This window comes from Roseburia intestinalis L1-82 (genome assembly GCF_900537995.1).
GTDB classification, from domain to species: Bacteria; Bacillota; Clostridia; order Lachnospirales; family Lachnospiraceae; genus Roseburia; species Roseburia intestinalis.
On record NZ_LR027880.1, the window covers coordinates 2,590,374 to 2,614,857 of the forward strand.

A 24,484-nucleotide genomic window follows, 5' to 3' on the forward strand; every position below is an offset into this window, starting at 1 on the left:
TCTCACCCAGATATACTTTTTATAATGCAGATAAACCGCCGGTATCTTCACGATCTCATCCAGATTGACAATGCAGTATACCACCATGACAGGGATTTTTAATGCAAGCGCTTCCAGAAATCCTTTGTGAGCAGCCGGTCTGCGGGAACAAACTACGTTTTCAGATTTGAATCACCCTGCCGGTCGTCGCATTCACCCTGTGCGAGATGGAGATCACCGTCCGGTTCTCACTTACCCGCATTAATGCCTGCAAAACTTCTTTTTCGGTCTGTGCATCCAGGTTTGCCGTGATCTCATCTAAAAGGAGCAGTTTCGGCTTTGCCGCCGCTGCACGGGCGATCGACAATAGCTGCCACTGTCCCTGTGAAAAGATTTCATCGGAACATGGCGTATCGTACCCGTTTTCCAGACTCATGATCGTATCCGAAAGCCCTGTCATCTGTGCCGCCGCACGGACATCCTCCATAGTGATCGACGGATCGTACAGCGTGATCTGCTCTTTTACCGTTCCCGGAACCATATGAAAAGCCTGCTCCACATAGCCAAAAAGATGCCGTTTCTCTGCATCCGGGATATCTTGTGCCGGAACTCCCTGTATCAGCACGCTGCCCTCCTTTGGCTCATAAAGTCCCAGCAGCAGCTTGAATATCGTACTTTTGCCTGCGCCGGTGCGACCGGAAAGTGTAACCTGTTCTCCTTCTTTTACCTGAAAACTGAGACCATTTAGCACATTTTGTTCTTCGTAGGCAAATGTCACATTCTGAAATTCCACAAATACGTTATCTTTCTTTTGTGTACTCTCTTTTCTGTAATCAGTCTTTTCCGGTAATTGTTCCAGACTGAAAAATTCATTGATCCTGTGCACGCCCGCCACAGCAGACTGTATGGTCTGGATCTCCATTCCAAGGCTCTCCACCGGGGAAAAGATCTGCGAAATATAGTTCATGACAGCGACCGCCGTACCAGCCGACATTCCAAACAGACTTAATACATTCGCATTGCCGGAAGCCGAAAAAAGCATGACAACCGCCACAACCACCGCATTCAGGATCAGAATGACTGGTGAATAGACTGCATCATAAAAATTTGTCTGCTCCATCGCCCGGTAGCTCTCGCCGATGCAGGTATCATAACGCTCTGCCATATAGTTTTCTTTGCCGAGACTCCGGATCGTTCTGATGTTGTGAAGCGTCTGCGGAACATGGCCCAGGGCACGGCTGACAGCACGGCGGTTTTCGATCTGCGCGGTCAGCATATTTTTCTGCACGATGCGCGTAAACCAGAACAGAAACGGCAGCAACACCAAAAGCACAATGGCAAGCCCCTTGTTCCGAAACCAGATGACGGCAAGAATACTGACGATCTTGCATGCATCGGAAAACATGCTGATAATGCCTGATGTAAACAGGTTTTCCACCGTATCAACATCCCCGACGAACCGGGAAACCACTGACCCCGGCTCCTGATGTGTCAGTGCATCTGCCGTCAGATCCGTATATTTATCCATCAGGCTGCTTCGTAGTGCGTGCGTGATTTTCTGCCCGAACACAATCAGCAGTCCTTCCCTTGAACTTTCCAGTGCCCCCATGAGCAGTGTAAATCCAAAATATGCCAAGATCAGATAAAATGATACCACATTTCCCGTCGTCATGGTATCTATAATAGTTCCAAGAATGAGCGGTGGAAGAAGCGCTGTCAGGATTGCACCGGCCACTGCACACACGATCCCGGCGGAAAGCCACTTCTGTTTTTTTATCGTCCGCCACATGACACTGCCTACATTTTTACTGCTATGCGTCCCGCTGTTCAATTTGCTGCACGTCCCGCTATGCATTATTCTGCACGCCCCCTTTCTTTTCTGCCTTGTTCTGTTTCAGCACATTTTCCTGCATTTACTTTCTCCGCCGTACTTCCCTTCGTCTGCTCCTCATAAAGTCTTGCATATTCCGGGTATTTTTCCATGATCTCCTCATGTGTGCCGACCGCCGCATGCCCATGCTCCATCCAGATCACCTGATCCATTTCCGGGAAAAGATAGAGTCTGTGGGATAACAGGATCACGATGCTGTCTGACGTCATCGCCTTTAAATTGGTATATACTTCCTGTTCCGTATTCCGGTCAAGTGCGGAGAAAGGATCATCTAAGATCAGCACCGGTCTTTTATGGCACAAAGTTCTCGCAAGTGCAAGACGCTTTGCCTGACCACCGGAAAGTCTGACTCCTCCACTTCCCACAACCGTGTCAGGTCCCTGTTCCATCTCTGCAACTTCTCTATCAAAACATACTGCTTTCAAATAAGTTTCTGTATCCTCATTTTCTCCCATCAGAATATTGTTTTTTATACTGTCATCAAATAATTCCGGGTCGTGTCCTAAATAACCAATGGTTCCGGTCAACACACTATTTCCCATCTCGTTTAACTCTCTGCCTGCAAAACGGATACTTCCCTGATAAGGATATTCGCACAGAAATGTCTTTCCAAACGTAGACTTGCCGGACGCAACGGCACCGGTAACACCAATGATCTGTCCCGGTTTTGCAGAAAATGTGATATCCTCATAAATATCTGTCCCGCCCGGATATGCAAAACTCAAATGGGAAACCGTAAGCTCTGCCTGTTTTTGCACTCTGCTTTCACTTTCATGTTCCACACATTTCATGAGGGGTTTGATCCTCTTCCAGGAAACCTGTGCCTTGTGAACTGCGTTAAAAAGTTTTGCCGCACTCGATGATTTTACCGAAAGTTTGGTAAAACAGGTAAGAAATGTGGTAAATGCCGCAACATCCCAGACTCTCCAGCCACTTCCAAGCACGTTTTTACTTCCAAAATATAAAATGAAAATGACACCCGCCATCGAGATGACACGGTAGATCGGCGGAAATGCCGCGCTCCATATATTCGCCCGCACCGCAGATTTTTCGTAAGCTGAAAGATTTTTCTCATACGCATCTTTTCGCTCCTGCTCGCATCCATAAACACGATAGGTGACCGCATTGGATGCCCGGTCTAAGGTGGCGGCACTTAAGATCCCGGACTGCTCCTTATAGGCTGCCCCGGTTCTCTGCACAATTCCTTTCATCTTCTCTGCCAGAAAATACGAAACCGGCGGGAACAGCATGCTTAAAAGCGCAAGTCTCCAGTCATAAAAGAGAAGCATTCCGGCATATGCAAGCAAAGCTACCCCTGTATCAAATATCTCCGTGGTAAATTTCCGCATGCCCTCCGCACAGTCATCCACATCCAGAATCGCTTTTGTCATGACATTTCCGGCGCCTTCCTCTTCCAGTTCTGCCCGGCTTTTATGCACAAGGCTGTCATACAGAACATGTTTCATGCGCCGGTTGACATTGTTTGCAAAACGTCTCACATAAAAACGCTTGATATATCTGGAACTCTGCACCACTGCGATTGCGATCACATAGGCTGCGACCAGTTTTCCCATATCAGGAAATCCTGCCCTGCCGCCAAGGATATCCACCAGACAGCCCGCCATTTTTCCCTCAAACCATGGTCCGGCAAGGAGTCCTAAATTGTAAATCAACCCGGAGACTGTCACCGCAAGAAGAACTTTCCACTCCATTTTAAAATAGGAAATCACATGGTCTGCCTCAAATTTTTGTTTTTCACTTCCAGCATTTTTTCTGTCGTACTTATCACTCATCTGACTCACCATCCATTTCCATCCTGTCGTCTGAACCGGACTGCACGAGTTTTGACACATCGCAAAACTCTGCCCGCCGCTGTTCCTTCGACCGCCAGTAAAGTTTATCTAACGTCTCAAGAAATGCCGCTTTTTCCTCCTTGGGCAGCTCCGCTAAAAGCCACTCATAAAACACGCTCTCAATGGACGCCTTTGAATTTTTTAACTGTTCCGCTTTCTCTGTCGCATACAAAAGCTGGCTTCTTCCATCCTCCGGGTTCGGTTTCCGGTAAAGATATCCTTTGCTCTCTAAATTAGCCGCACGCCTTGCAGCAGCCCCTTTATCAATCTTTAACTGCTCTCTGACTTTCGCCTGTGTGACGCCGGGATTGTGCCGGATGAAATGGATAAAATCAAATTCTGCCGTTCCGATTCCTTCCTCTTTCATCATCTTTAATGTAAACTTGCCCGCTTCACGCGCGATCTTTGTGATTTTTCTTCCTGACTCGTCCATTGCGATCTCCACTCCTAACCAACTCTGAAAATTAAAATCTAACTTATGACTTTCCAATTAGCATACAAAAAATAGATGTACCTGCATCTAACCAGATGATAGTACATCTATTTTTGTGTGTCAATTTATCTTTTTCTTACTTTGCTCAGGAAAAAACTTTTTCCTGATTTGATTCATCAATGAAATCTTTCTTACTTCTCACTCCAGATTTTTCTATATTTCATAAAATAGTAAATACTCATGATCATACTGAGTATCTCGCCCGTTGTGATCGACAGCCAGACTCCGTCCATTCCAAGCAGATTTGGTAATATCAGTACCGGCAGCAAATATCAATATGCCAGTACACTAACCCATGTTTCTGCTATTTTTACTCCACCTTCGGCAGCCCTGCAAATCCCACTGCAAGCTCTTCATCGGTCGGAATATAGTCTGTCATCTCTCCATTGTTAAACTTCTCATATGCAACCATATCAAAATAGCCGGTTCCGGTAAGTCCAAAAACGATAGTCTTTTCTTCTCCGGTTTCTTTACATTTCAACGCCTCGTCAATGGCAACACGAATCGCATGAGAACTCTCCGGTGCCGGAAGGATTCCCTCTATTCTTGCAAACTGCTCTGCTGCTTCAAATACAGAAGTCTGCTCTACACTCCTTGCCTCCATCAGTCCGTCATCATAAAGCTGTGACAGAGTTGAACTCATGCCGTGATAGCGAAGTCCTCCGGCATGGTTTGCAGATGGAATAAATCCGCTGCCAAGTGTATACATCTTTGCTAACGGACAGACCCTTCCGGTATCACAGAAATCATATGCATAGCGGCCTCTCGTAAGACTCGGACAGGATGCCGGTTCGACTGCGATAAATTGATAGTCTTTTTCACCACGCAGCTTTTCTCCCATAAACGGAGAGATCAGACCCCCAAGATTGGAACCGCCGCCTGCACATCCGATAATGATATCCGGCGTAATATCATACTTTTCCAGAGCAGCTTTTGTCTCAAGTCCAATGACTGACTGATGTAACAATACCTGATTTAACACACTTCCCAATACATAACGATATCCTTCTCTCGTCGTTGCAGCTTCTACTGCCTCGGAGATTGCACAGCCAAGACTTCCTGTTGTGCCCGGATGCTCTGCTAAAATCTTTCTGCCGACTTCTGTTGTCTCAGACGGTGACGGGGTTACACTTGCTCCATATGTGCGCATTACCTCACGGCGGAATGGTTTCTGTTCATAGGAAACTTTTACCATATAGACTTTACAGTCAAGATCAAAATAAGCACACGCCATAGAAAGTGCAGTTCCCCACTGTCCAGCACCTGTCTCTGTTGTCACACCTTTTAATCCCTGCTTCTTTGCATAATATGCCTGTGCAATCGCAGAGTTTAATTTATGGCTTCCACTTGTATTGTTTCCCTCAAATTTATAGTAGATCTTTGCCGGAGTCCCCAGTTTTTTTTCCAGACAATATGCTCTCACCAGTGGTGACGGACGGTACATGCGGTAAAAATCACGGATCTCCTGTGGAATATCGATGTATGGGTTGGTATCATCGAGTTCCTGTTTTACCAGTTCATCACAGAATACATGCCCCAGTTCCTCCGCGGTCATCGGTTTTAGAGTTGCCGGGTTCAAAAGCGGTGCTGGTTTGTTCTTCATATCAGCGCGCACATTGTACCATTGTGTCGGCATCTCATTCTCTTCCAGATAAATTTTATACGGTATTTTCTTTTCGCTCATCTTCTCCTCTTTTCCGCAACTTTTATCGTTACTTTACTGTTATGATTCTCTGATTCATGATTTTATCTATATTTTAGTATGTTAGCACATTGAAGTGTCGCAGTCAATAACTTTGGATCTTAATATCGGCATCGACGAAAGCCGTAACACCTGTTTACCCCAAATTGCGTTTCTTTTTATTCCACTCTTGCAACACTGCTGACACCCTCCGGCGTCCGCTGCTTTGTCACAATTATTTTTTTGTCGATCTGGTCTTTTAATTCAGATACATGTGAAATAATTCCTACCAGACGATTTCCCTCGGTGAGCTGCAGCAATGCTTTTAACGCCTGTTCTAAGGCATCCTCATCGAGTGATCCAAATCCCTCGTCCACAAACATGGAATCCATACGGATTCCACCCGCATAAGACTGTATCTCATCCGACAGTCCAAGCGCAAGTGACAATGATGCCTGGAAAGACTCCCCACCGGAAAGCGTCTTTACACTGCGCTTTGTCCCGTTATAATGATCAATCACACAAAGTTCCAATCCTGCTTTTTCCTTGCGGCTTCCTGTCTCTTCCTCACGTTTTAATTCATACTGCCCGCTGCTCATCGTAAGCATCCTCCGGTTTGCTCGGATCAGTATCCTGTCAAAATAAGCCATCTGCACATAAGTTTCCAGTTCAATCTTTGCCTTACCGTTTAACATTCCACTTGCCGTATCGGAAAGAGATTTCATCCAGACATACTTTTGTTCGGTCTGTGCGATATCTTTTTGTTTTTTGTTGACATTTTTACAGATTTCCCTATTAGTACAATAAGATGTATATTTTGAAGCCCTGTTTTCTTCCATCTCATTTCTTTTTTCACGCAGTTCTCCCGCCTGCTTTTCGATCTCTTCTTCCGGAAACGATATTGCTTTCTCTGTTTCCTCAATCTGACGAAGCAGCATCTGAATGACGCCCTTTTCCGTCTCTCTGTTTTTTTCGTAATTATGATACGCTTCTCTTGTCTTTTCTCTGTTCTCTTCTAAATTTCTTTTTTTCAGGGTAAACTCGTTTATCTGTGTCTGTACCCCCTCTTTTGTTACATCCCTTACCTGCTCTTTCAGCTCATTGAGATTCTTTTCTTCATTTGCGTACTCTGTCTGCAGACGTACCAGCTCCTGTTCTGCCACATTGATCTGGTCGGCAAGTGTTTTTATTTCTGTTTCATCGAGCGGAATCTTTTTTTCTAAGGCAGTCTTTTTTCGTTCGTCTTCCTGTTTTTTGGAAAGTTCCGCTTTTTTCTCATCGGCTGCTCTTTGCAGCATAGTAATCACAGACTGTACATGGTATGATTTTGCATCAAAATCTTCTATTGACAAAACCTGACTCCCATCAGCGTTTTTTATGGTCTGTAATGTATTGACATCTGTATCTCCAGTTAAAGTGCTCTGATTACATGTAATTATATTACATGTAATTATATTACTTGTAATCAGAGCACCCGTAATTAAATTACATGCAGATTTTATATCGTCACTGATCTGCTTTTCGGCAGTTTCCCTGTTTCCGGTCAATTTTGCAATTTCTTCCTGAATACTGCTGATTGTTCCTCTTATCTTTTGTATTGTTTCTTCGCTTTCTTTTAATTCATCTTTGATCTGCTCTGCACGTTTCCTGTTATTTTTTGCCTGTAAAAACTGCGTGTTCCGTTCGTTTTCAATCTGCATAAGCTGTGCAAAAACAGTTTTTTGATCCTCTGTCTGCTCTATGCCAGTTCCACAGTCTGCAACGTTTTTCTTCCACTGCTGTTTCTGCTGTGTGCACCGTTCTGTCGCCGTGGCAAGCATCTGTCCAAGATTAATGTTCTGTTCGTTTAACATAACCAGTTCATCCTGCGCAGACTGCATCTGTTCTTCTAATACATGCTTGACATCCAGATCTTTTTTCGCTTTTTCTTTCTGATCTTTATATTCTTCCCTTCTCGCCTCATCAGCACTCTTTTGCCTTTTTGTCTCCGTCTTTATTTCATTTAAAGACATTCTGACATCAGGCTCACCAAGCAGTTCTCCTGCATCCTTTAGGACTGCTGACATTTTCTCATTTTCCTGTGTCACGAGCTGATGCGCTTTTTCACTCAGTCTGCTGACTGACTCCCTTGCCTTTTCATCCTCCGCTTTTGCCTGTTTTAACACTTCCCGATCCGGAGTTTCCTGTGGTATGACTGCCAGTGTCGGATGATGTATGGCTCCACAGACCGGACAGGGTTCGTCTTCCTTTAATCCCTGCGCCAGCATTCCCGCCTGTGCATCCCAGAATTGCTGTTCTATCCTCCGGTATTGTTCACTGATCTGTTTCTGCTCTGCGGCTGCTTTCTGATACTGTTTTTGAGTTTTCTCCCTTTCTCTGCTGACTTTCTCCCAATCCTCTAACCTGTTTTCCAGCTCTTCGAGCCTGCGTATCCTCTCTGATACTTCCAATATTGCTTTCTCTGCCTGTTCTCCCCTGCTGTCTGCACCGGAAAGCTGCTCCCACGTTTCTTTTTGCTGCTGTAAGTCCCTGCTTTTTACCTCATATGATTTCTGTACGTTTTCCAGTTCTGTACCAAGTCTCTTTACTTCTCTTTCTGATGTGTTCAACTGTTCTGCAATCTCTGTCAGATCCTGTATTTTCTGTCGGATTTCTTTTACTTCCTTCTCATAGGCAATCTCCTGTCCTGCCGCATCCTTGTTCTGCTCCTGTTCTTCTTTTAACAGTTGCCGCTGTTCTAAAAGACTGTTTTCTGCTTTCTTTTTTAAATCAAGTTTTTCCTTTTGATCTGAAATATGCTCCTCCAGCGCACGGCTCCTGTCTCTCTGATTTTTCAGCGTATCCATTTTTTCTGTGATCAGTCGCATTTCATGCTCTATGCGTTGTATTTCCGCAGTAATGCCCTCATAAGATTTTAAGGTCTCTTTTTCCTGCTGCAGTTTTCCCTCCAGTTCTGTTCGTCTCTGTTCATCCTGCCGTTTTTTCTGAACCTTTTCTTCCATATCCTGGTGCTTCTTTTCCTGCGACAGACCAATTTCCTGTATTTTTTCAAACAACACCAGCTTCTGTTTATATTCTTCAATCGTTCTGCCTAATTTTTCACAGCATTCCGCTTCCTCTCCTGCCCTGTCCATATCCGCTTTTGCCTGCACCAGAAGCGCTTCTAAGTCCTTCAGCTTCTGCTGTTTTTCTTCCAACAACCGCCTTCTGTCTGCATTTTCACGCACTTTCCCGCTAAGTTCATCCATATTTTTTATTTGCTGATCCAGCGCCTCTTTTTTCTTTTGCAGGCACTCCAACGCAGATTCTTCCGCTTTACAAAGTTCTTCTAAAAGTGAGATTCCCTCCTCGATCCTGCCGTCAAATTTTTCCTTTTTTAAAAGATTTATTTTTTCTGCGATCCTTGTCCCTTCTTCATCCAGAGAGTCACTCTCACAGACAATTCCCTCCATATACTGATTGATGCTGCGCCGCAGTTCATCATATTCTTTCCATTGTTTTTTTACGGCATCTTTCAGTTTGTCCTGCAGCACACGATAAATATCCGTCCCGAATATCTGACGAAAAATCTTTCCTCTCTCCTCCGTATTGGCAAACAATACTTTCTGAAAATCCCCCTGTGCGATCATTGCTATCTGGGTAAACTGTCTGCAGTCTAAACCGATCAGCTCTGTGATGGCGCGTGTGACCTCTCTGCTTTTTGTCACTGGTTCTCTGTCATCCGGGTATTCTAGTGTGGCATTTGCCTTTTCCGTTGTCATTCCCGTTCCACGTCCCTTCGGACGCATATATTCCGGGTTACGCTCTACTGTATACCGTTTATTTGCGTACTCAAATGTCAGACGCACGAATGTTTTCACGTCATCTTTTGCATATTTGCTGCGGAACATATCCGCTTTGCGCACATCACCACTGGCTTCCCCGTACAGCGCAAACGTGATTGCATCAAAGATCGTGGTCTTTCCTGCCCCGGTATCCCCTGTGATCAGAAATAATCCCTGCGATCCAAGCCTTTCAAAATCTATGGTCTGCTCCCCCGCATACGGGCCAAATGCACTTATTGTAAGACTGACTGGTTTCATAAATCGTTCCTTTCCTGCCGCTCCTATTTTCTCTCAAATCCCAAATATCTCGTTCCCTGAAACATCAGTTTTCCTGTATTTGCTTCTCAAACTATTTTTTCAGGAACTTGTCAATGCACCAGCTCTTCCATCAGTTCTCTGACAAAATCCTGCTGTTCTTCACTCATCGGCTGATTATTCTGTATCTCGTAAAATTCTTCAAACAGTTCCATCTCTGATTTTTGCTCCACATGTTCGGTCACCTCAACCTGCCTGCTCTGTCTGGTCCTGCTGTTATCATAGACAAGCTGCATCAGATTCGGGTATACCGTCCGAAGCTTTGCCATTCCATCCGGCACATCCTCCTCATCGGTCAGTGTGATCTGCAGATAATCGTCTGTTTCTGTGCCCTCATAAAAATCTTTCGACATCAGTTCCATGTATGTTCCCCGGATCTTTCTCAGATCACGAAGCGGTTTTAACGGAACTTTTTCAATGAAGATATCTCCCTTTTCCTTTATCTCCATGACAACAACAGACTTTTTCTGTTCCGCTTCGGAGAAAGAATATTTGAGCGGAGTCCCGCAATAGCGCAGTGTCTCCCTCTCGATATGCTGTGGACTGTGAATGTGCCCTAATGCAACATAATCAAAAACATCAAACACTTCCGCCCCAATCTGGTCTAATCCACCCACCGAAACTTCCTCCGACTCACAGCGCGAAGCCCCTGTCACAAACTGATGTGCCACTAATATATTCCGCTTTGATGCGTCCACCGGCATATGAGATACGACAAACTGCAGGGCATCCTGATATGTTTCCACTGTCTCCACATCATCTTCCTGTGCCAGATCCTGTTTTGTCCCGGCATCTTTTTTTCCAATGGATATCCCCTCTGTCACTTTCCTCCACGCATGGCGCACGACCGCCGGGCGGATAAACGGCAGCAGCCAGATGCAGAGTTCCCCATATGCATCCTGACATGTAACACACCTCACCTCTCCATCATAAACCGGTGAAACATAGACTTCCCGGCTGCTCATAAGCTGTGCACCAAATGCAATACGTTCCGCGGAATCATGATTTCCACTGACTGCAAACACCTTTTTCCCGCAATCAGCAAGTCCCGTGAGAAACTGATCAAACAACTGTACCGCCTCCGCAGACGGAACCGGCTTATCATAGATATCCCCCGCGATCATAACCGCATCCACCTGTTTTTCCAATGCGATCTCTTTGATCTGCCGTAAAATATATTTCTGATCTTCGATCATGGAAAACTCATTGACTCTTTTTCCAATATGCAAATCCGAGATATGAAGAAATTTCATGCTCTCCTCCTATACTATTTCATTCGTAATACTTTACTTAACTATACCATATAGCGTCCCGAAATACAAACATATGTTTTGTTTTTGTTGCTTTTTCACAAAAAAACAGATCTCAGAAAATAAAAACCACTTTCTGGAGATCCATTTTTCTATTTATTTTGTTTCCATTGTAACAGCAATGCCGAATTGATGATGACGAGCACAGAACCTGCATTATGTACCAATGCTCCCACGACCGGATTTAAAATTCCGATGATTGCAAGCACGATCGCCACAAAGTTAAGCCCCATCGAAAAACTCATATTGCATTTGATCGTGATCATCATCCGCCTGGATAATGCAATCAGATGCGGCAGTTCTTTTACTTCATCATCCACCAGCGCAATATCTGCTACATCCAACGCAATATCACTTCCAACACCGCCCATCGCAATTCCGATATCCGCTTTTTTCTGTTCCGCCGGCAAGGTAATCTGCGCTAAGACATCCTCACACGGCACATCCTCGTCAACCATACGGTCGATTGCCTGTACCTGACCAATGATTTTTGACAGTCTTATTTTTCACTTATCTCTTCCCGTATCTCTATCGGATGCGCATCGGTAACAAAGATCATTCCATCATACAATTTTTCCGGCGATTGTGATGTGCGGTAACTGCGTGGGAAAAGTCCCATAAAAATTGCACTGTAGCCCTCTCCTAACGATCCCATAGAAACATGATCTGTAATCTGCTCTTTCAGTTGTGAATTTTCCGGAACCTTTGAAAAATCCAGCCAGCTCATATCATAACCGGCTTTCTTCGCGGCTTTCGCTAGAGGATCATAGGAATAAAACGTGTGCGTGATACGCTTTCCATCATTTTTCGGAAGATTGCAGTTCGTCTTGTAAAAATCCGTTCCAATCGCAAAATATCCGTCCCCCAGTTCATCGGAAAGAATATTCCCCATCACTCTTGTACCTGCGCCATAATTTCCAAACCGCTCTATATGCCCATTGTGACCTGAAATAAAAATACAGGAATTGCCCCTCTGCTCTTCCATAGAAAGGATCCACAGCACATTTTCTGCCATCAATTGGTCTCTGAGCACATTTCCTTCTACGGCAGAATTGATCACTTTCCCAAGAGAAATATTCTGCAGCAGCGTATCTGCCAGATGATCCGCCTGTACAATGTCCTTTACATCTGATTTTTGTAATTCTTCTTTTATTTCTGTGATCACTCTGCTCTGCTGTTCAACATCATACTCACTGTGCTGTTCTTCTGTATCCTCCAGTTTCTTCAGTTCTGTCACATCTATCCCCGCCTTTTCACATGCTTCAATCAGATACTGCAGATTATAGGACCATCTTTGCATGTCAAACCCATAAAACCTTAAATCATCTCCATCTTTTGCAGTCTCATTGTATTTTCGCATATAAGAGATCAGATCTGACATCTCATCAGTTCTGTATATTGCAAAGCCAATCGCCGCGGCAGCCTGCTCTGCCGTTCCTTCCCCACCGTGAATGTAGCGGTTCACATACTCGCATCCACCGTAGTCTCCCTCCAGTGCAAATGCTCTTATCCCGGCATTTTCCACCAGATTTTGAAATACGGAAAGTTTTAACTGCTGAAACTCTGCATTTCCATGGGATGCCTCCCCCAGTGCCACAATTTTTGTTTTCTCCGGTATCTTTAAGTCCTCCACCTGCTCTGCATATTGTGCAAATTCCGTTGTATCTGCACACGGTCCGGTTCCAAATCCTCCAAAATGGGAAGATATGCTGCCGGCGGCAACAATACCTGCTAATACCATACCTGCGGTTATCAAAATCCATGTCCGTTTTTTCTTCTTATTTTTCTTTTCCATAAAATCTCCCCCAAATCTGTTTTTCTTATTCGATACTCCAATATTAACAAAAGGGAAAATGTTCTGCCATTTCATTAGCTTACATTTTCCCTGATGTATCTTACATTTTTGTAAGATTTATATAGTTTTCAAATTTATACTGTTCTATAACTTTACTTCCCAAAAGAGTGATTGCCTGTTTCGGACAATTACAGATACAGCGGTAACACATGGTACACTGATCCCCTGGGTGGGGTTTTCCTTTTTCCATGATTATATTTTTCATGGGACAAATTTCCGCACACATACCACACCCCGTACAATCCTCATTTATTTTTAATTGATCGGTATATCCCGCTGTCTTTTTATAAAACCAGAGCCTTTGTCCAAAAAGTCCTGCTATATGTGAGAAAATTGTCAGTCCCTCTTTCGGATAATCCCCCTGTTTTATCCGTTTTGCAGCTTCATAAATCTTTCTGTCAGCTTTTTCAATGATCTTTTTATTTTCTTCCATCTGCCTTTTCAACAGCTTACTGTCGCACACGGAATCGGGCATTTTAATATGCACACCGCTAAGAATCTCTGCTCCATATTTTTTCAGAAGTCTTGCTGCACATCCGGAGCCGTCCCCGCTAAATGCTCCCATGGTCGCGACACATATCATTTTCCTGCCTTTCCATAAAGAGGCATGCATTTGGATAAAATCTCTTACCATGTATGGTGCATTCGAAAACTGCGTCGGATACCCTGCATCTGTCAAGACTGGGACAAAAAAAATTTTATTTTTTTCTGTACATATTCTATCAAACCCTTACTGATTTTTAAAGTACAGAATAGTTTATTACTCTTAACCTTTTCGTTACTACCCATAGAAGAAGCCAGCAGCTTTTTCACTACTGGCTTTCTATATTACTCATTTTGTTTACTACACTGCATTTCGGATAAAGTTCTCACCCTTAAACACAACCTCTATGTCTTTGTCGTTGTAAATGAGCACCTTATCAATTATGTTAGAAAGTACATCTCCGTCATACTGCTCCAGCATACTATACTGGGTTAGCTGTTCTATCTTCTCCTCTGCGTCAGGCTCCTGATTTGCAACTTTCTCCTGCAAATCTGATATCTGATTCTCCAGATCAGCTAACAGCTCTTGGTTTGTTTTTCTTAGCTGCACATATTCTTCTTTTGTGTACTTTCCCTCTCTGTATGACTGATAACAAGAAACTGTGCTGTTTGATATTTGGATTGTCAACACTTTTTCAGACAAATTTTTTTAGGTTATTTTTCCGATATTGTACAGGCGTTTGATACCCTAAGGAAGAATGTATGCGGTGATGATTATACCAGTTTACATAATCCCATAGTTTTATCTTCAGTTCTTCCTGCGTATGGAATGTTTCATTCCATACAAATTCTGTTTTTATAATCTTGAACGTAGCTTCTGCCACTGCATTGTCATAAGGACATCCCTTATGGCTCAGGGAGCGTTCCATATGGAACGTTTCTAACAGTTCTTCAATTGTCTCGTTTTTAAATTCATTTCCACGGTCTGTGTGGAAAATATGGATTTCCGACAGATTTCCGTCTACTTTCATAAATGCCTGTTTTACAAGTTCTGCTGTTTTATGTTCTCCTGCACTGTATCCAATAATCTCCCTGTTAAAAAGATCAATCAGTACACAAATATAATTCCAGCGGTTTCCTACCCTTACGTAGGTCAAATCACTTACCACTACATTGCGGTATGGCTGGTTTTGAAATTGTCGGTTCAACACATTCTCTACTTTTGATTCATTACATCTGTCTTTTTGCGGTTTAAACTGTGCTGTAGTATAGCTTGATACCAGACCTTCCTGTTTCATAATCCGTCCAATCCTGCGTCTTGATACCTGTTTCCCGCAATCAGCCAGTTCTTTCTTGATCTTTCGTGTACCATAATGGTTCCGGCTTTTTCTAAAAATTTCCTGAATGTCTGCAGTGAGTTCTGATTCATCTTTTTTTGCTGCTGCTTCATAATAATAGGTGCTTCTGTTTACCTGTAGGACGCGACACATTGCTGATACAGAGTATTTGTGGGCATTTGCTTTAATCACATTTACTTTCGTCCTAAGATCAGCGCCGCTTGTTTTAAAATATCATTTTCCATTCTTAACTGCTGGTTTTCTTTCCGAAGCCGGATCAGTTCTTCCTGCTCCGGAGTCCGGTTATCTTTTTCATGGAAAGAACCGGAATTGGATGCCTGCTTTACCCACTTGTCAAACAGGGAAGTAGCAATGTCATATTCACGGCAGATATCACATCTGCGTTTGCCGGAACGATATAGTTCCACCAGTTGCTGTTTAAATTCATCTGTATATTTGCGAGGTTTTCGTCGTTGTTTTTGTTCGGTCATAAAGAGTGCTCCTTCGTGTATTTATTATAGATTATATGACCTTAAAAAATCTGTCCAGTTAATTGTAACCTATCCAATTCTGTCATACTCCGCTTTAAGCTCACTAATCAAATACTCATCGCTTGTCACCTTCCTTTTATCCTTTGATGCCTTTTTAAGTTCTTCTTCCTGTATAAGTGTTCTACAGATTTCCTTTGTGATTTCCAGCACCTTGTCCTGTGCTTCTGACTTCAGCATAAAAATCTGCTGACATTCGCCAGTCCTTACCATCCTGCGTTTTGGACAGAGGAGCTTCGGTGTACATACTGCACTGGAATTCATCAGCTTTCTTCCACAATAGGGACAGATAAAAAGATTTTTCTTACGTTTCTTTGTACTCTTTTCAATCCCTCTGGCTTCAACCCGTAGCATTTTATTGACTTCATCAAACATTTCATCGCTTACTATTCTTGGTATTGCACCTTCTACAACAGACCAGTCCTCTTTATTTCGTTTGCGAACCTTCTTATTATCTCCAAAACCAACAGTTTCACATTTATTCTGGATCATTATTCCTTTGTACTGCTCATTCTGGACAATCGCTATAACTTCTGAATTATCCCACATATAATCCCCTTTATTATGAACCGGAACATAATTGATTCCATTCTTCCACTGGTTTTGAACTCTTGTCGGGATTTTTCTCTCATTTAATATGCGGGCAACCTCACTTGCATTATATCCTGCAATGATCAGTGAAAATATCTCCACAACAACCTTTGCAGCTTCTTCATCTATTATCAGCTTATGCTTATCGTCTGGATCTTTCTTGTATCCATAGCAGACAAATGATGCCGTGTATTCGCCGCTCAGATTTCTTGTCCTTCTGGCACTCTTTACCTTTCTTGATAAATCCATACTGTAAAGCTGGTAAATCAGATTCTTATAAGCTACATCCATTCCTCCGGTAACACCAAAGTTTCTGTCACTGTCATAATTATCGTTGACAGAAATAAACCTCATTCCCATTGCAGGGAATACAAACTCCAGATAGTTGCCTACTTCAAGGTAATCCCTTCCAAATCGTGAAAAGTCTTTTACTATGATACATTCAAATCTTCCAAGCTCTGCGTCCTGTATGAGCCTTTGGAATTCTGCCCTGTTATTGAACATTGTTCCCGAATATCCGTCATCAAAGTATTCCAGTACCTCAAAACCTGCAAATTCCTCTGTTTTCTTGATATACGCATACAAGAGTTTTCTCTGTCCTGTAATACTGTTACTTTCGTCTTTTGTTCCTTCTTTTACCTCCTCATCCGCATCCGAGAGACGGATATAAAAGGCTAATTTTCTTTTCTCAGCCATTATCCTGCCTCTCTTTCCATATTCAGTTCTGCGAATTTTTTCAGTTCATCTTCATAGTTCAAAACGATCTCAAGATTCTTGTTTTCGTATATGCGTACCTGTGCAACAAACAAATCGACCATTTCCTGCGTCAACTTGCGTTTTCCTTTAAAACGGAGCATTTCAGCTTTTAACTGGGCAACGGTCTTTTCAGCACTTTCATACTGACTTGCCGCCTGCCTGTATTCATCAGCCTGTATCTTCAATTTCTCAATACGCTGTGAATACTCCCTGTTCAGTTGCAGATATTCCTTTTCATCAAGCAAATCTTCCGTGTAATCAGCATACAGACCGCTCTTTAATTCCATAAGTCTGTCCATTTCCTTGACACACTTATTCACAGCTTCCGTATATACCTGTTCCTGTCTGATTACACTGCTGTCATTGTGATGTTCCTTTAATATTTTTTCCCTGTCAATAAAGACCTGTATCTGCTCCTTTATAACAGCAAGCACCGCTGCATATATATCGTCTACCTTTACAGGCAGGCAGTTGCAACTGTCCTTTCCATATCTTTTTCTATGCGTACACATATAAACCTTTCCATATTTCTCAGGGTGGATATGGATACTGCTTCCACAACAGCCGCAGGTGATTTTGCCTTTCAGCATATTCACGGTCTGCTTTTTTGCTGGCTTTATTACCTTTCTTTTGTTCTTCTGCACCGCATAGAACTGTTCCTTTGTGATAAGTGCAATATGATGATTTTCAAAAACATACCACTCATCTTTATTGGTAGTATGCCTCTTTTCGTGTCTGTACAGGCATACCCTGTCTTTACCAGTCACATATCTTCCAATATAGACTTCATTCTTTAAAATCTGTGACAATGTATCAACAGTCCACTTAACTCCACTCAGCTTTTCAAGTTTCTCTATATTATGCCTTACTCTGTACTGGGCAGGTGTAAGGATATGCTTCGCATTCAGTTCTGCCGCTATCACAGAATGCAGTGTACCTTTTTCTGCCTCATTAAAAATCCACCTTACAACATCTGCGGCTTCCTTATCCTCAACCATTACCTTGACTTTATTTTCATTAAAGACTACCTTATAGCCATAAGCCACATTTCCAGTCGGAATACCTTTTTCCATCGCTTCCTGCTTACTGGCAGATATTTTCTTTGAAATATCCTTAGCATACAGATCATTGGCTATATTCGTGACCGCAACCATAAGGTCTGCGTCTTTCTTTGAGGAATCATAATTATCCGTAATCGCTACAAAGCGGATATTCATCATCGGGAATACACGCTCTACCAGATTGCCCGTTTCAATGTAATCTCTACCCAAGCGGGACAAATCCTTTACGACAATGCAGTTGATCCTTCCTGCCCTCATATCCGACATCATACGCTCAAATTCCGGTCTGTCGAATGTTGTACCGGAAATTTCATCGTCCATATAGATGTCATAAACTTCCATGTCCATCTGCTGATCCACAAAGTTCTTAATGAGATTTCTCTGATTGATCAGGGTTTTTCTGTCTCTCGTTTCATCTTTTTCCGCAGATAACCTCACATATATGGCAGTCTTATACACTTTGGATAAAGCCTTCAGCGTATCCGTGGACTGTTTCGGCTGTGTTCTTGACTTCCTTGCCATTTAAACCACCAGCCTTTCCGCATCATGCTGTCTTTCCAGCTCCCCGGCTCTTGCAACGATTTTTCTGTATTCATCGTCACAGTCCAGTACGATTTCTATATCACCGCCCTCATATACCTTTACAGACTGTATAAGGCTCACTACCACATTACGGGTAAGAGAAGGCATTGTTTTCCATTTCCTGTGTTCTTCCAGCCACTCGGTATCTCTTTCAATCCCGGCAGCAATGTTTTCCGCTTCCTTCTGCAACCTGTCGATTGCCTTTTCCGCCTCTGCTCTTTTTACCTCAAAACTCTCCTTGATAATCGCAAAATCTGATTTATCAACAATTCCATCTCGGTAATCCTCATAAAGCGAAACAAGCATCTGGTTGTATTTGGTTATCTCTTTCTCTTTTGCACTGATCCTCTCTTTTGTCTTTTTCTGGTCTATTCTGAAATTGGCACTATTGCCAGCTTCCTTTATTACCTCATCTGCATCCAGAAGTATTGCTGTCATATCCCTCAAGGTATCAAATACACGGCTTTCCAAGTCTGCCTCTTTTATCCTATGGGAGCTGCACTTCTTATTCTTCTTGTTATTGGAACACATATAGTAAACATACTTTTTTCCATTTACCGTAGACACCTTTCGTGTCATAAGTGCCCCACAGTCGGCACATACTGCTATTCCGGATAAAAGATAGATAGAATCTTTTCCCGGTGCCATTCTCATATCCACTGACAACAGACGCTGTACAATCTGGAAAGTCCTTAAAGATACCAGTGCCTCGTGATTGTTGTGGCATACTGCCCATTTCTCCTGTGGCTTTAATATCTTTGTTTTAACCTTATGGTTTGGTGTTGTAAATTTTCCCTGTACAAGTGTTCCTGTATAAATAATATTCGTTGCGATACGCCTTACCGCAACAGGAGTCCACAGCAGCTCGTCTTTCTTCTGAAATGCTGTCTTATAATTTTCGCCATTGCTGAGTTTGTATGCCATAGGTGACAGGATACCAAGAACATTCAGCTTATCGCTTATGGCATCAAGGCTCATTCCGTTCTTTATCCAGCGGAAAATGTCCTGTACCACATGACCTGCATATTCGTCCGGGACAATCACATTATGGTCAATCTCAGATTTCTTGTAGCCATAGACACAGTAATTTCCTACAAATTCTCCGTTCTGTCTCTTTGTTTCAAGGTGGCTTCGGATTTTTATGGAAATATCCCTGCAATAAGCGTCATTGATAAGATTCTTAAACGGAATGATTATCTCGTTTCCCTGTGCCTGTGTATCTGCACTGTCATAGGCATCATTGATCGCTATAAATCGTATCCCCATTGCAGGAAACATCCGCTCAATGTATCGCCCTGCGTCGATATACTCTCTTGCAAACCTCGAAAGATCTTTTACAACGATACAGTCTATAATACCGTCTTTCACATCCTGCAACATAAGTTTAAATGCCGGACGGTCAAAAGATGAGGTTAGATAACGATACTTTTTGAAACACAGTAAAATCAAGGTTTTTCGGACAACGGACAAGCATGGTTTGTACTATAACTAAATATTGCACCGCACAAGCGGCGTTTCTCACTTCCACCCGGAAGAACAGGAACGCCGCTTTTTTCATGCCCTTTGTTACGCAGTAGGGGCTGAAAAAGCCTTGCTACAAGCAGTTTTGCGGACGCATTTTTGACACGGCAAGGGGTTTATACCTTTTCCCTCAAAATCGCCGTTCTACTGCGTAACAAATCCACAGCAAAGGAGTGATGAAGCTATGGCAGTTTTCCGTGTGGAAAGAACGACAGGCTACACCGTAATGAGCAACCACCACTTACGCAATAAGGAGCTTTCCTTAAAGGCAAAGGGGCTGCTTTCACAAATGCTGTCATTGCCGGAGGATTGGGACTACACCCTTGCGGGGCTGTCCTACATCAACCGGGAAAGTATCGACGCTATCCGTACCGCAGTTTGGGAGCTTGAAAAAGCCGGATATATCACAAGACGACAGGGACGCGACGAGAAAGGCAAAATGACCGCTATCGAGTACACCATTTACGAACAGCCGCAGCCGCCGGGATTGGATTACCCGGTATTGGAAAATCCAACAGCGGATAACCCGATATTGGAAAATCCGACAACGGATAATCCGACGTCGGAAAATCCAACGCAATTAAATAAAGATATATCAAGAACTAACTTACCAAAAACAGAAAAATCAATTACAGATTTATCAAGTACCCATTCCATTCCTATCCATTCCCTAAATCCCTTGCCTTATGGCGAGGACGAAGCGGCAGAGCCGCCGGAACGGAAAAGAACGGAAAGGAACGACGCTTACAGAGTGTATGAGGAAATCATTAAGGACAATATCGAGTATGACATTCTCTTGCAGGATATGAAGTTTGACCATGACCGTCTGAATGAGATTGTTGACATTATGCTTGAAACCGTCTGTACGGCAAGAAAGAAAATCCGTATTGCCGGGGACGATTACCCCGCAGAGCTTGTGAAGTCAAAGTTTATGAAGCTCAGCAGCGAACATATCCGCTTTGTGCTTGACTGTATGCAGGAGAACACCACGAAAATCCGCAACATCAAGCAGTACCTAAAGGCGGTGCTTTTCAATGCCCCGTCTACCATTGACAGCTATTACACTTCCCTTGTGGCTCACGATATGGCAAGCGGCGCACTTGCACCGAGGAAGCCGAAGTACGGCGACCCGGACTATTACACCTACAACGAGGGCGAAAGCCTGTAAACGAAAAAAGGAGGATTTACCACATGGCACAGAAAACAGGAGCTTTGATTTTTGACGAAACCGCTGACCGCTACGACATTCGCTTTGATATTGCCGACTATTACGGCGGCTTGCATTGCGGCGAGTGTATGGACGTATTCACAGGCGGCAAATGGAAGCCTACCCGCATTGAATACGGGGACAACTGGTATCTTGTGGGTATCCGCGCCGAGGATTTGAACGGGCTGCGGGTACGGATTTAACGGGGCGACGTGAAGAACGGACGCCCTTTTTTCACACTCAAAAGCGGCGTACCACCTTAACACTATCACTACCGGGAAAGGAGGACGGTAAACATTGCAAGATGAAATCAACGAAAAAGTGGTTGCGCTCTCTGTCAAGGGAGCAAAGCTGACCGCTGAAATGCTGCAAAAGGCAATCAAAGCCATGCTTGCACAGGCAAAAAAACAGCAGGAAAAACAGCCCCACGGGAAGCAGACCCTAAAGCAGCTTGCGAAGCAGAACGCGGGGCTATCCAACATTGAGATAACCGAGGGCAATATCAAAGCCTTTGAGCAGACGGCGAAAAAATACGGTATCGACTTTGCCTTAAAGAAAGACAGCACCGAAACGCCGCCCCGTTATCTCGTCTTTTTCAAAGGGCGGGACGCGGACGCTCTGACCGCAGCCTTTAAGGAGTTTTCCGCAAAGAAGCTGACACAGGAGCAAAAGCCCTCTATCCGAAAGGCACTTGCCACATTCCGGGAAGCAGCAAAGCAGCTTAACGCGAACCGTCAAAAGACAAAACACAAGGACAGGGAGGTATCGCTATGAAGCCGAATATCAAGAAGCTGCTTATCCTAAACGCCCCCTATCTGCTCTTTGTGTATCTCTTTGATAAAGTCGGACAGGCGGTGCGGCTCTCTCCGGGGGCTGACCTCTCCGGCAAGCTGCTTTCCATTGGCAGCGGCTTTTCTGCCGCCTTTTCAAATGCCCTGCCGAGCTTTGCCCCTATGGATTTGCTTATCGGCATTGTCGGGGCTGTCGTTATCAGGCTTGCGGTCTATGTGAAAGGCAAGAACGCAAAGAAATACCGTAAGGGCATGGAGTACGGCTCTGCACGTTGGGGCAATGCCGAAGATATAAAGCCGTATATCGACCCCATATTTGAAAATAACGTGCTGCTGACGCAGACCGAAAGACTGATGATGAGCAGCCGCCCGAAGCACCCGAAGTATGCACGAAACAAAAATGTGCTTGTAATCGGCGGCTCCGGCAGCGGCAAAACAAGATTTTTCGTTAAGCCTAACCTTATGCAAATGCACAGCAGCTATGTTGTAACTGACCCGAAAGGAACGGTTTTAATCGAGTGTGGGAAGCTCTTGCAGCGGGGCGGGTACAAAATCAAGGTGTTAAACACCATCAATTTCAAGAAATCCATGCGGTACAATCCCTTTGCCTATCTGCGCAGCGAAAAGGATATTTTGAAACTGGTAAATACCATTATCGCCAACACCAAAGGCGACGGGGAAAAATCCGGCGAGGATTTTTGGGTGAAATCGGAACGGCTTTTTTACTGCGCCCTTATCGGCTACATCTGGTACGAAGCCCCGGAGAACGAGAAAAACTTTACGACGCTGCTTGAAATGATAAATGCGTCGGAAGCCCGCGAGGACGACCCGGAATTTCAATCCCCCGTTGACCTCATGTTTGAACGCTTGGAGGAAAAAGACCCGGAACATTTTGCGGTGCGCCAGTACAAGAAGTTTTTGCTGTCTGCCGGAAAAACAAGAAGCTCTATCCTCATTTCCTGCGGTGCGCGTCTTGCCCCCTTTGACATTCGGGAACTGCGCGAGCTTATGGAAACCGACGAAATGGAGCTTGACACCTTGGGCGATAGAAAAACCGCCCTTTTTGTTATCATATCCGACACCGACGATACCTTTAACTTTGTTGTATCAATCCTTTACACGCAGCTTTTCAATCTCTTGTGCGACAAAGCAGATGATGTGTACGGCGGGCGGTTACCTGTTCATGTGCGCTGTCTGCTTGACGAGTTTGCAAATATCGGGCAGATACCGAAGTTTGAAAAGCTCATTGCTACTATCCGAAGCCGCGAAATCTCCGCGTCCATCATCTTGCAGAGCCAGTCGCAGCTAAAGGCTATCTACAAGGACAACGCCGATACCATTGTCGGCAACTGCGATACGACCCTGTTCTTGGGCGGCAAGGAGAAAACGACACTCAAAGAAATGTCGGAAATCTTGGGGAAAGAAACGATTGACAGCTTCAATACTTCCGAAACAAGAGGACGGGAGCTTTCCCACGGGCTGAACTATCAGAAATTAGGCAAGCAGCTTATGAGTGAAGATGAAATTGCGGTCATGGACGGCGGAAAATGTATCTTGCAGCTACGCGGGGTGCGCCCGTTCTTCTCCGAAAAATACGATATTACCAAACACCCGAAGTACAAGTACCTTTCCGACTTTGACAAGAAAAACGCCTTTGACATGGAAAAGCACTTGCGCCGCCGTCCTGCAATCGTAAAGCTGGACGAAGTATTTGATTATTACGAAGTTGACAAAGCAGATTTGCAGGAGGACGCAGAATGAATAAGCGTATCAGAAAGAAAAAGAACAAACAGCAGTTAATCCGGGCTATCAGCGGGCTTGTGGAAGCAGCCGAGGAAATGCAGCGGGAACAGGAACGCAGGACAAGACAGGCGGGTATTTCCTATATCAAGTATATCGAAGCTGTCCGGGAACGGCAGTACGGCATTATGCCTGTCTACACACCACTTTTTGAAAAGGAGGGAGCTTAAAGTAAAAACAATAAACACGGGCTACATGGTACGCGCCCCTACTCCTTGCGCGTATCGCGGCAGGAAGCCGCACCCTTACAACTGAATACCGCCGCGCCGCAGAAACATACGCAGCGCGGGGACTTATGACCGCGGCAGTTATGAAAACTGACCGCCGTTTTTTATGCCCTTTTTCGGGCAGCCGCACAGCGGCAGAAAGGAGTTTTTATATGGCATTTTTCAACAGCGCAGTAGGAGTTTTGCAGACACTCGTTATCGCTCTCGGAGCAGGTCTTGGCATTTGGGGCGTTATCAACCTCTTGGAGGGCTACGGCAATGATAACCCCGGCGCGAAAAGCCAGGGTATGAAACAGCTCATGGCGGGCGGCGGCGTTGCCCTTATCGGCGGCACCCTTGTACCTCTGCTTTCCGGCTTGTTCGGTTAATAGGCGGGTAT

General features: G+C 44.2%; 21 protein-coding genes. 6 read left to right on the forward strand and 15 right to left on the reverse strand.

What is annotated here, in order from left to right; all coding sequences use genetic code 11:
• Positions 1–160 precede the first annotated feature (160 nt).
• The 15 genes from RIL182_RS12220 to RIL182_RS12285 form a co-directional block, all read right to left on the reverse strand.
• A complete protein-coding gene (locus tag RIL182_RS12220; RefSeq protein ID WP_015520363.1) occupies positions 161–1,834 on the reverse strand; it encodes an ABC transporter ATP-binding protein in 1,674 nt (557 codons plus the stop codon).
• Positions 1,834–3,663 carry an ABC transporter ATP-binding protein gene (locus RIL182_RS12225; RefSeq protein ID WP_055195620.1) on the reverse strand — a complete coding sequence of 610 codons (1,830 nt, stop codon included), beginning with the start codon at positions 3,661–3,663 and terminating at the stop codon, positions 1,834–1,836. The genes RIL182_RS12220 and RIL182_RS12225 overlap by 1 nt, the downstream gene beginning before the upstream one ends.
• A complete protein-coding gene (locus RIL182_RS12230) occupies positions 3,656–4,156 on the reverse strand; it encodes a MarR family winged helix-turn-helix transcriptional regulator (RefSeq protein WP_015560390.1) in 501 nt (166 codons plus the stop codon). The genes RIL182_RS12225 and RIL182_RS12230 overlap by 8 nt, the downstream gene beginning before the upstream one ends.
• Positions 4,157–4,347: 191 nt before the next feature.
• Positions 4,348–4,485 carry a hypothetical protein gene (locus RIL182_RS21300; protein ID WP_006856829.1) on the reverse strand — a complete coding sequence of 46 codons (138 nt, stop codon included), beginning with the start codon at positions 4,483–4,485 and terminating at the stop codon, positions 4,348–4,350.
• A gap of 41 nt (positions 4,486–4,526) precedes the next feature.
• Positions 4,527–5,900, reverse strand: a complete 1,374-nt coding sequence (locus RIL182_RS12235; protein ID WP_006856828.1) for a TrpB-like pyridoxal phosphate-dependent enzyme — start codon at positions 5,898–5,900, stop codon at positions 4,527–4,529.
• A gap of 176 nt (positions 5,901–6,076) precedes the next feature.
• Positions 6,077–9,979, reverse strand: a complete 3,903-nt coding sequence (locus tag RIL182_RS12240; RefSeq protein WP_134523330.1) for an AAA family ATPase — start codon at positions 9,977–9,979, stop codon at positions 6,077–6,079.
• 110 nt (positions 9,980–10,089) lie between these two features.
• The gene (locus tag RIL182_RS12245) at positions 10,090–11,289 is read right to left on the reverse strand and encodes an exonuclease SbcCD subunit D (protein WP_134523332.1); all 1,200 of its coding nucleotides are present in this window, start codon (positions 11,287–11,289) and stop codon (positions 10,090–10,092) included.
• A 149-nt stretch (positions 11,290–11,438) separates the two neighbouring features.
• The gene (locus tag RIL182_RS12250) at positions 11,439–11,849 is read right to left on the reverse strand and encodes a metal-sensing transcriptional repressor (RefSeq protein ID WP_172606743.1); all 411 of its coding nucleotides are present in this window, start codon (positions 11,847–11,849) and stop codon (positions 11,439–11,441) included.
• Entirely contained in the window at positions 11,846–13,141 is a 1,296-nt protein-coding gene (locus RIL182_RS12255; protein WP_242655675.1) for an erythromycin esterase family protein, read from the reverse strand. The genes RIL182_RS12250 and RIL182_RS12255 overlap by 4 nt, the downstream gene beginning before the upstream one ends.
• Before the next feature lie 100 nt (positions 13,142–13,241).
• Positions 13,242–13,919 carry an EFR1 family ferrodoxin gene (locus RIL182_RS12260; RefSeq protein WP_044999750.1) on the reverse strand — a complete coding sequence of 226 codons (678 nt, stop codon included), beginning with the start codon at positions 13,917–13,919 and terminating at the stop codon, positions 13,242–13,244.
• Between the two features lie 126 nt (positions 13,920–14,045).
• Positions 14,046–14,294, reverse strand: a complete 249-nt coding sequence (locus RIL182_RS12265) for a hypothetical protein (RefSeq protein WP_242655674.1) — start codon at positions 14,292–14,294, stop codon at positions 14,046–14,048.
• A gap of 85 nt (positions 14,295–14,379) precedes the next feature.
• Positions 14,380–15,512 (reverse strand): IS3 family transposase gene (locus RIL182_RS12270; protein WP_118772524.1). Its coding sequence is split into 2 segments (ribosomal slippage): positions 14,380–15,245 and positions 15,245–15,512, totalling 1,134 coding nucleotides; the frame shifts between segments, so codons are not numbered across the junction.
• A gap of 69 nt (positions 15,513–15,581) precedes the next feature.
• Positions 15,582–16,856, reverse strand: coding sequence for a recombinase family protein (locus RIL182_RS12275; protein ID WP_243128682.1), 1,275 nt, complete (start codon positions 16,854–16,856; stop codon positions 15,582–15,584).
• Entirely contained in the window at positions 16,856–18,499 is a 1,644-nt protein-coding gene (locus RIL182_RS12280; RefSeq protein WP_006859287.1) for a recombinase family protein, read from the reverse strand. Before RIL182_RS12280 ends, RIL182_RS12275 begins: the two co-directional genes overlap by 1 nt.
• Positions 18,500–20,029: a recombinase family protein gene (locus RIL182_RS12285; protein WP_330369154.1), complete on the reverse strand. Its 1,530-nt coding sequence runs from the start codon at positions 20,027–20,029 to the stop codon at positions 18,500–18,502.
• 235 nt (positions 20,030–20,264) lie between these two features.
• Between RIL182_RS12285 and RIL182_RS12290 the strand changes: the two genes are divergently transcribed.
• The 6 genes from RIL182_RS12290 to RIL182_RS12315 all read left to right on the forward strand — a co-directional run bounded on the left by RIL182_RS12290 (position 20,265) and on the right by RIL182_RS12315 (position 24,473).
• Positions 20,265–21,248: a DUF6017 domain-containing protein gene (locus RIL182_RS12290; RefSeq protein ID WP_006859289.1), complete on the forward strand. Its 984-nt coding sequence runs from the start codon at positions 20,265–20,267 to the stop codon at positions 21,246–21,248.
• A 23-nt stretch (positions 21,249–21,271) separates the two neighbouring features.
• Positions 21,272–21,490: a DUF5348 domain-containing protein gene (locus RIL182_RS12295; RefSeq protein ID WP_005422968.1), complete on the forward strand. Its 219-nt coding sequence runs from the start codon at positions 21,272–21,274 to the stop codon at positions 21,488–21,490.
• Between the two features lie 94 nt (positions 21,491–21,584).
• Positions 21,585–22,061, forward strand: a complete 477-nt coding sequence (locus tag RIL182_RS12300) for a PcfB family protein (RefSeq protein WP_134523334.1) — start codon at positions 21,585–21,587, stop codon at positions 22,059–22,061.
• Positions 22,058–23,839, forward strand: a complete 1,782-nt coding sequence (locus RIL182_RS12305; protein ID WP_006859291.1) for a VirD4-like conjugal transfer protein, CD1115 family — start codon at positions 22,058–22,060, stop codon at positions 23,837–23,839. The genes RIL182_RS12300 and RIL182_RS12305 overlap by 4 nt, the downstream gene beginning before the upstream one ends.
• Positions 23,836–24,048, forward strand: a complete 213-nt coding sequence (locus tag RIL182_RS12310) for a hypothetical protein (protein ID WP_006859292.1) — start codon at positions 23,836–23,838, stop codon at positions 24,046–24,048. The genes RIL182_RS12305 and RIL182_RS12310 overlap by 4 nt, the downstream gene beginning before the upstream one ends.
• A 209-nt stretch (positions 24,049–24,257) precedes the next feature.
• A complete protein-coding gene (locus RIL182_RS12315) occupies positions 24,258–24,473 on the forward strand; it encodes a Maff2 family mobile element protein (RefSeq protein WP_005928550.1) in 216 nt (71 codons plus the stop codon).
• Positions 24,474–24,484: the final 11 nt, after the last annotated feature.

What these genes read in the sequence shown, in the direction of transcription:
- RIL182_RS12255 (WP_242655675.1), bottom strand. Translation starts at nt 13,141, where the DNA reads ATGGAAAAGAAAAATAAGAAGAAAAAACGGACATGGATTTTGATAACC.
- RIL182_RS12240 (WP_134523330.1), bottom strand. Translation starts at nt 9,979, where the DNA reads ATGAAACCAGTCAGTCTTACAATAAGTGCATTTGGCCCGTATGCGGGG.
- RIL182_RS12280 (WP_006859287.1), bottom strand. Translation starts at nt 18,499, where the DNA reads ATGGCAAGGAAGTCAAGAACACAGCCGAAACAGTCCACGGATACGCTG.
- RIL182_RS12220 (WP_015520363.1), bottom strand. Translation starts at nt 1,834, where the DNA reads ATGCATAGCGGGACGTGCAGCAAATTGAACAGCGGGACGCATAGCAGT.
- RIL182_RS12315 (WP_005928550.1), top strand. Translation starts at nt 24,258, where the DNA reads ATGGCATTTTTCAACAGCGCAGTAGGAGTTTTGCAGACACTCGTTATC.
- RIL182_RS12230 (WP_015560390.1), bottom strand. Translation starts at nt 4,156, where the DNA reads ATGGACGAGTCAGGAAGAAAAATCACAAAGATCGCGCGTGAAGCGGGC.
- RIL182_RS12305 (WP_006859291.1), top strand. Translation starts at nt 22,058, where the DNA reads ATGAAGCCGAATATCAAGAAGCTGCTTATCCTAAACGCCCCCTATCTG.
- RIL182_RS12295 (WP_005422968.1), top strand. Translation starts at nt 21,272, where the DNA reads ATGGCACAGAAAACAGGAGCTTTGATTTTTGACGAAACCGCTGACCGC.
- RIL182_RS12225 (WP_055195620.1), bottom strand. Translation starts at nt 3,663, where the DNA reads ATGAGTGATAAGTACGACAGAAAAAATGCTGGAAGTGAAAAACAAAAA.
- RIL182_RS12310 (WP_006859292.1), top strand. Translation starts at nt 23,836, where the DNA reads ATGAATAAGCGTATCAGAAAGAAAAAGAACAAACAGCAGTTAATCCGG.
- RIL182_RS12275 (WP_243128682.1), bottom strand. Translation starts at nt 16,856, where the DNA reads ATGGCTGAGAAAAGAAAATTAGCCTTTTATATCCGTCTCTCGGATGCG.
- RIL182_RS12235 (WP_006856828.1), bottom strand. Translation starts at nt 5,900, where the DNA reads ATGAGCGAAAAGAAAATACCGTATAAAATTTATCTGGAAGAGAATGAG.
- RIL182_RS12290 (WP_006859289.1), top strand. Translation starts at nt 20,265, where the DNA reads ATGGCAGTTTTCCGTGTGGAAAGAACGACAGGCTACACCGTAATGAGC.
- RIL182_RS12245 (WP_134523332.1), bottom strand. Translation starts at nt 11,289, where the DNA reads ATGAAATTTCTTCATATCTCGGATTTGCATATTGGAAAAAGAGTCAAT.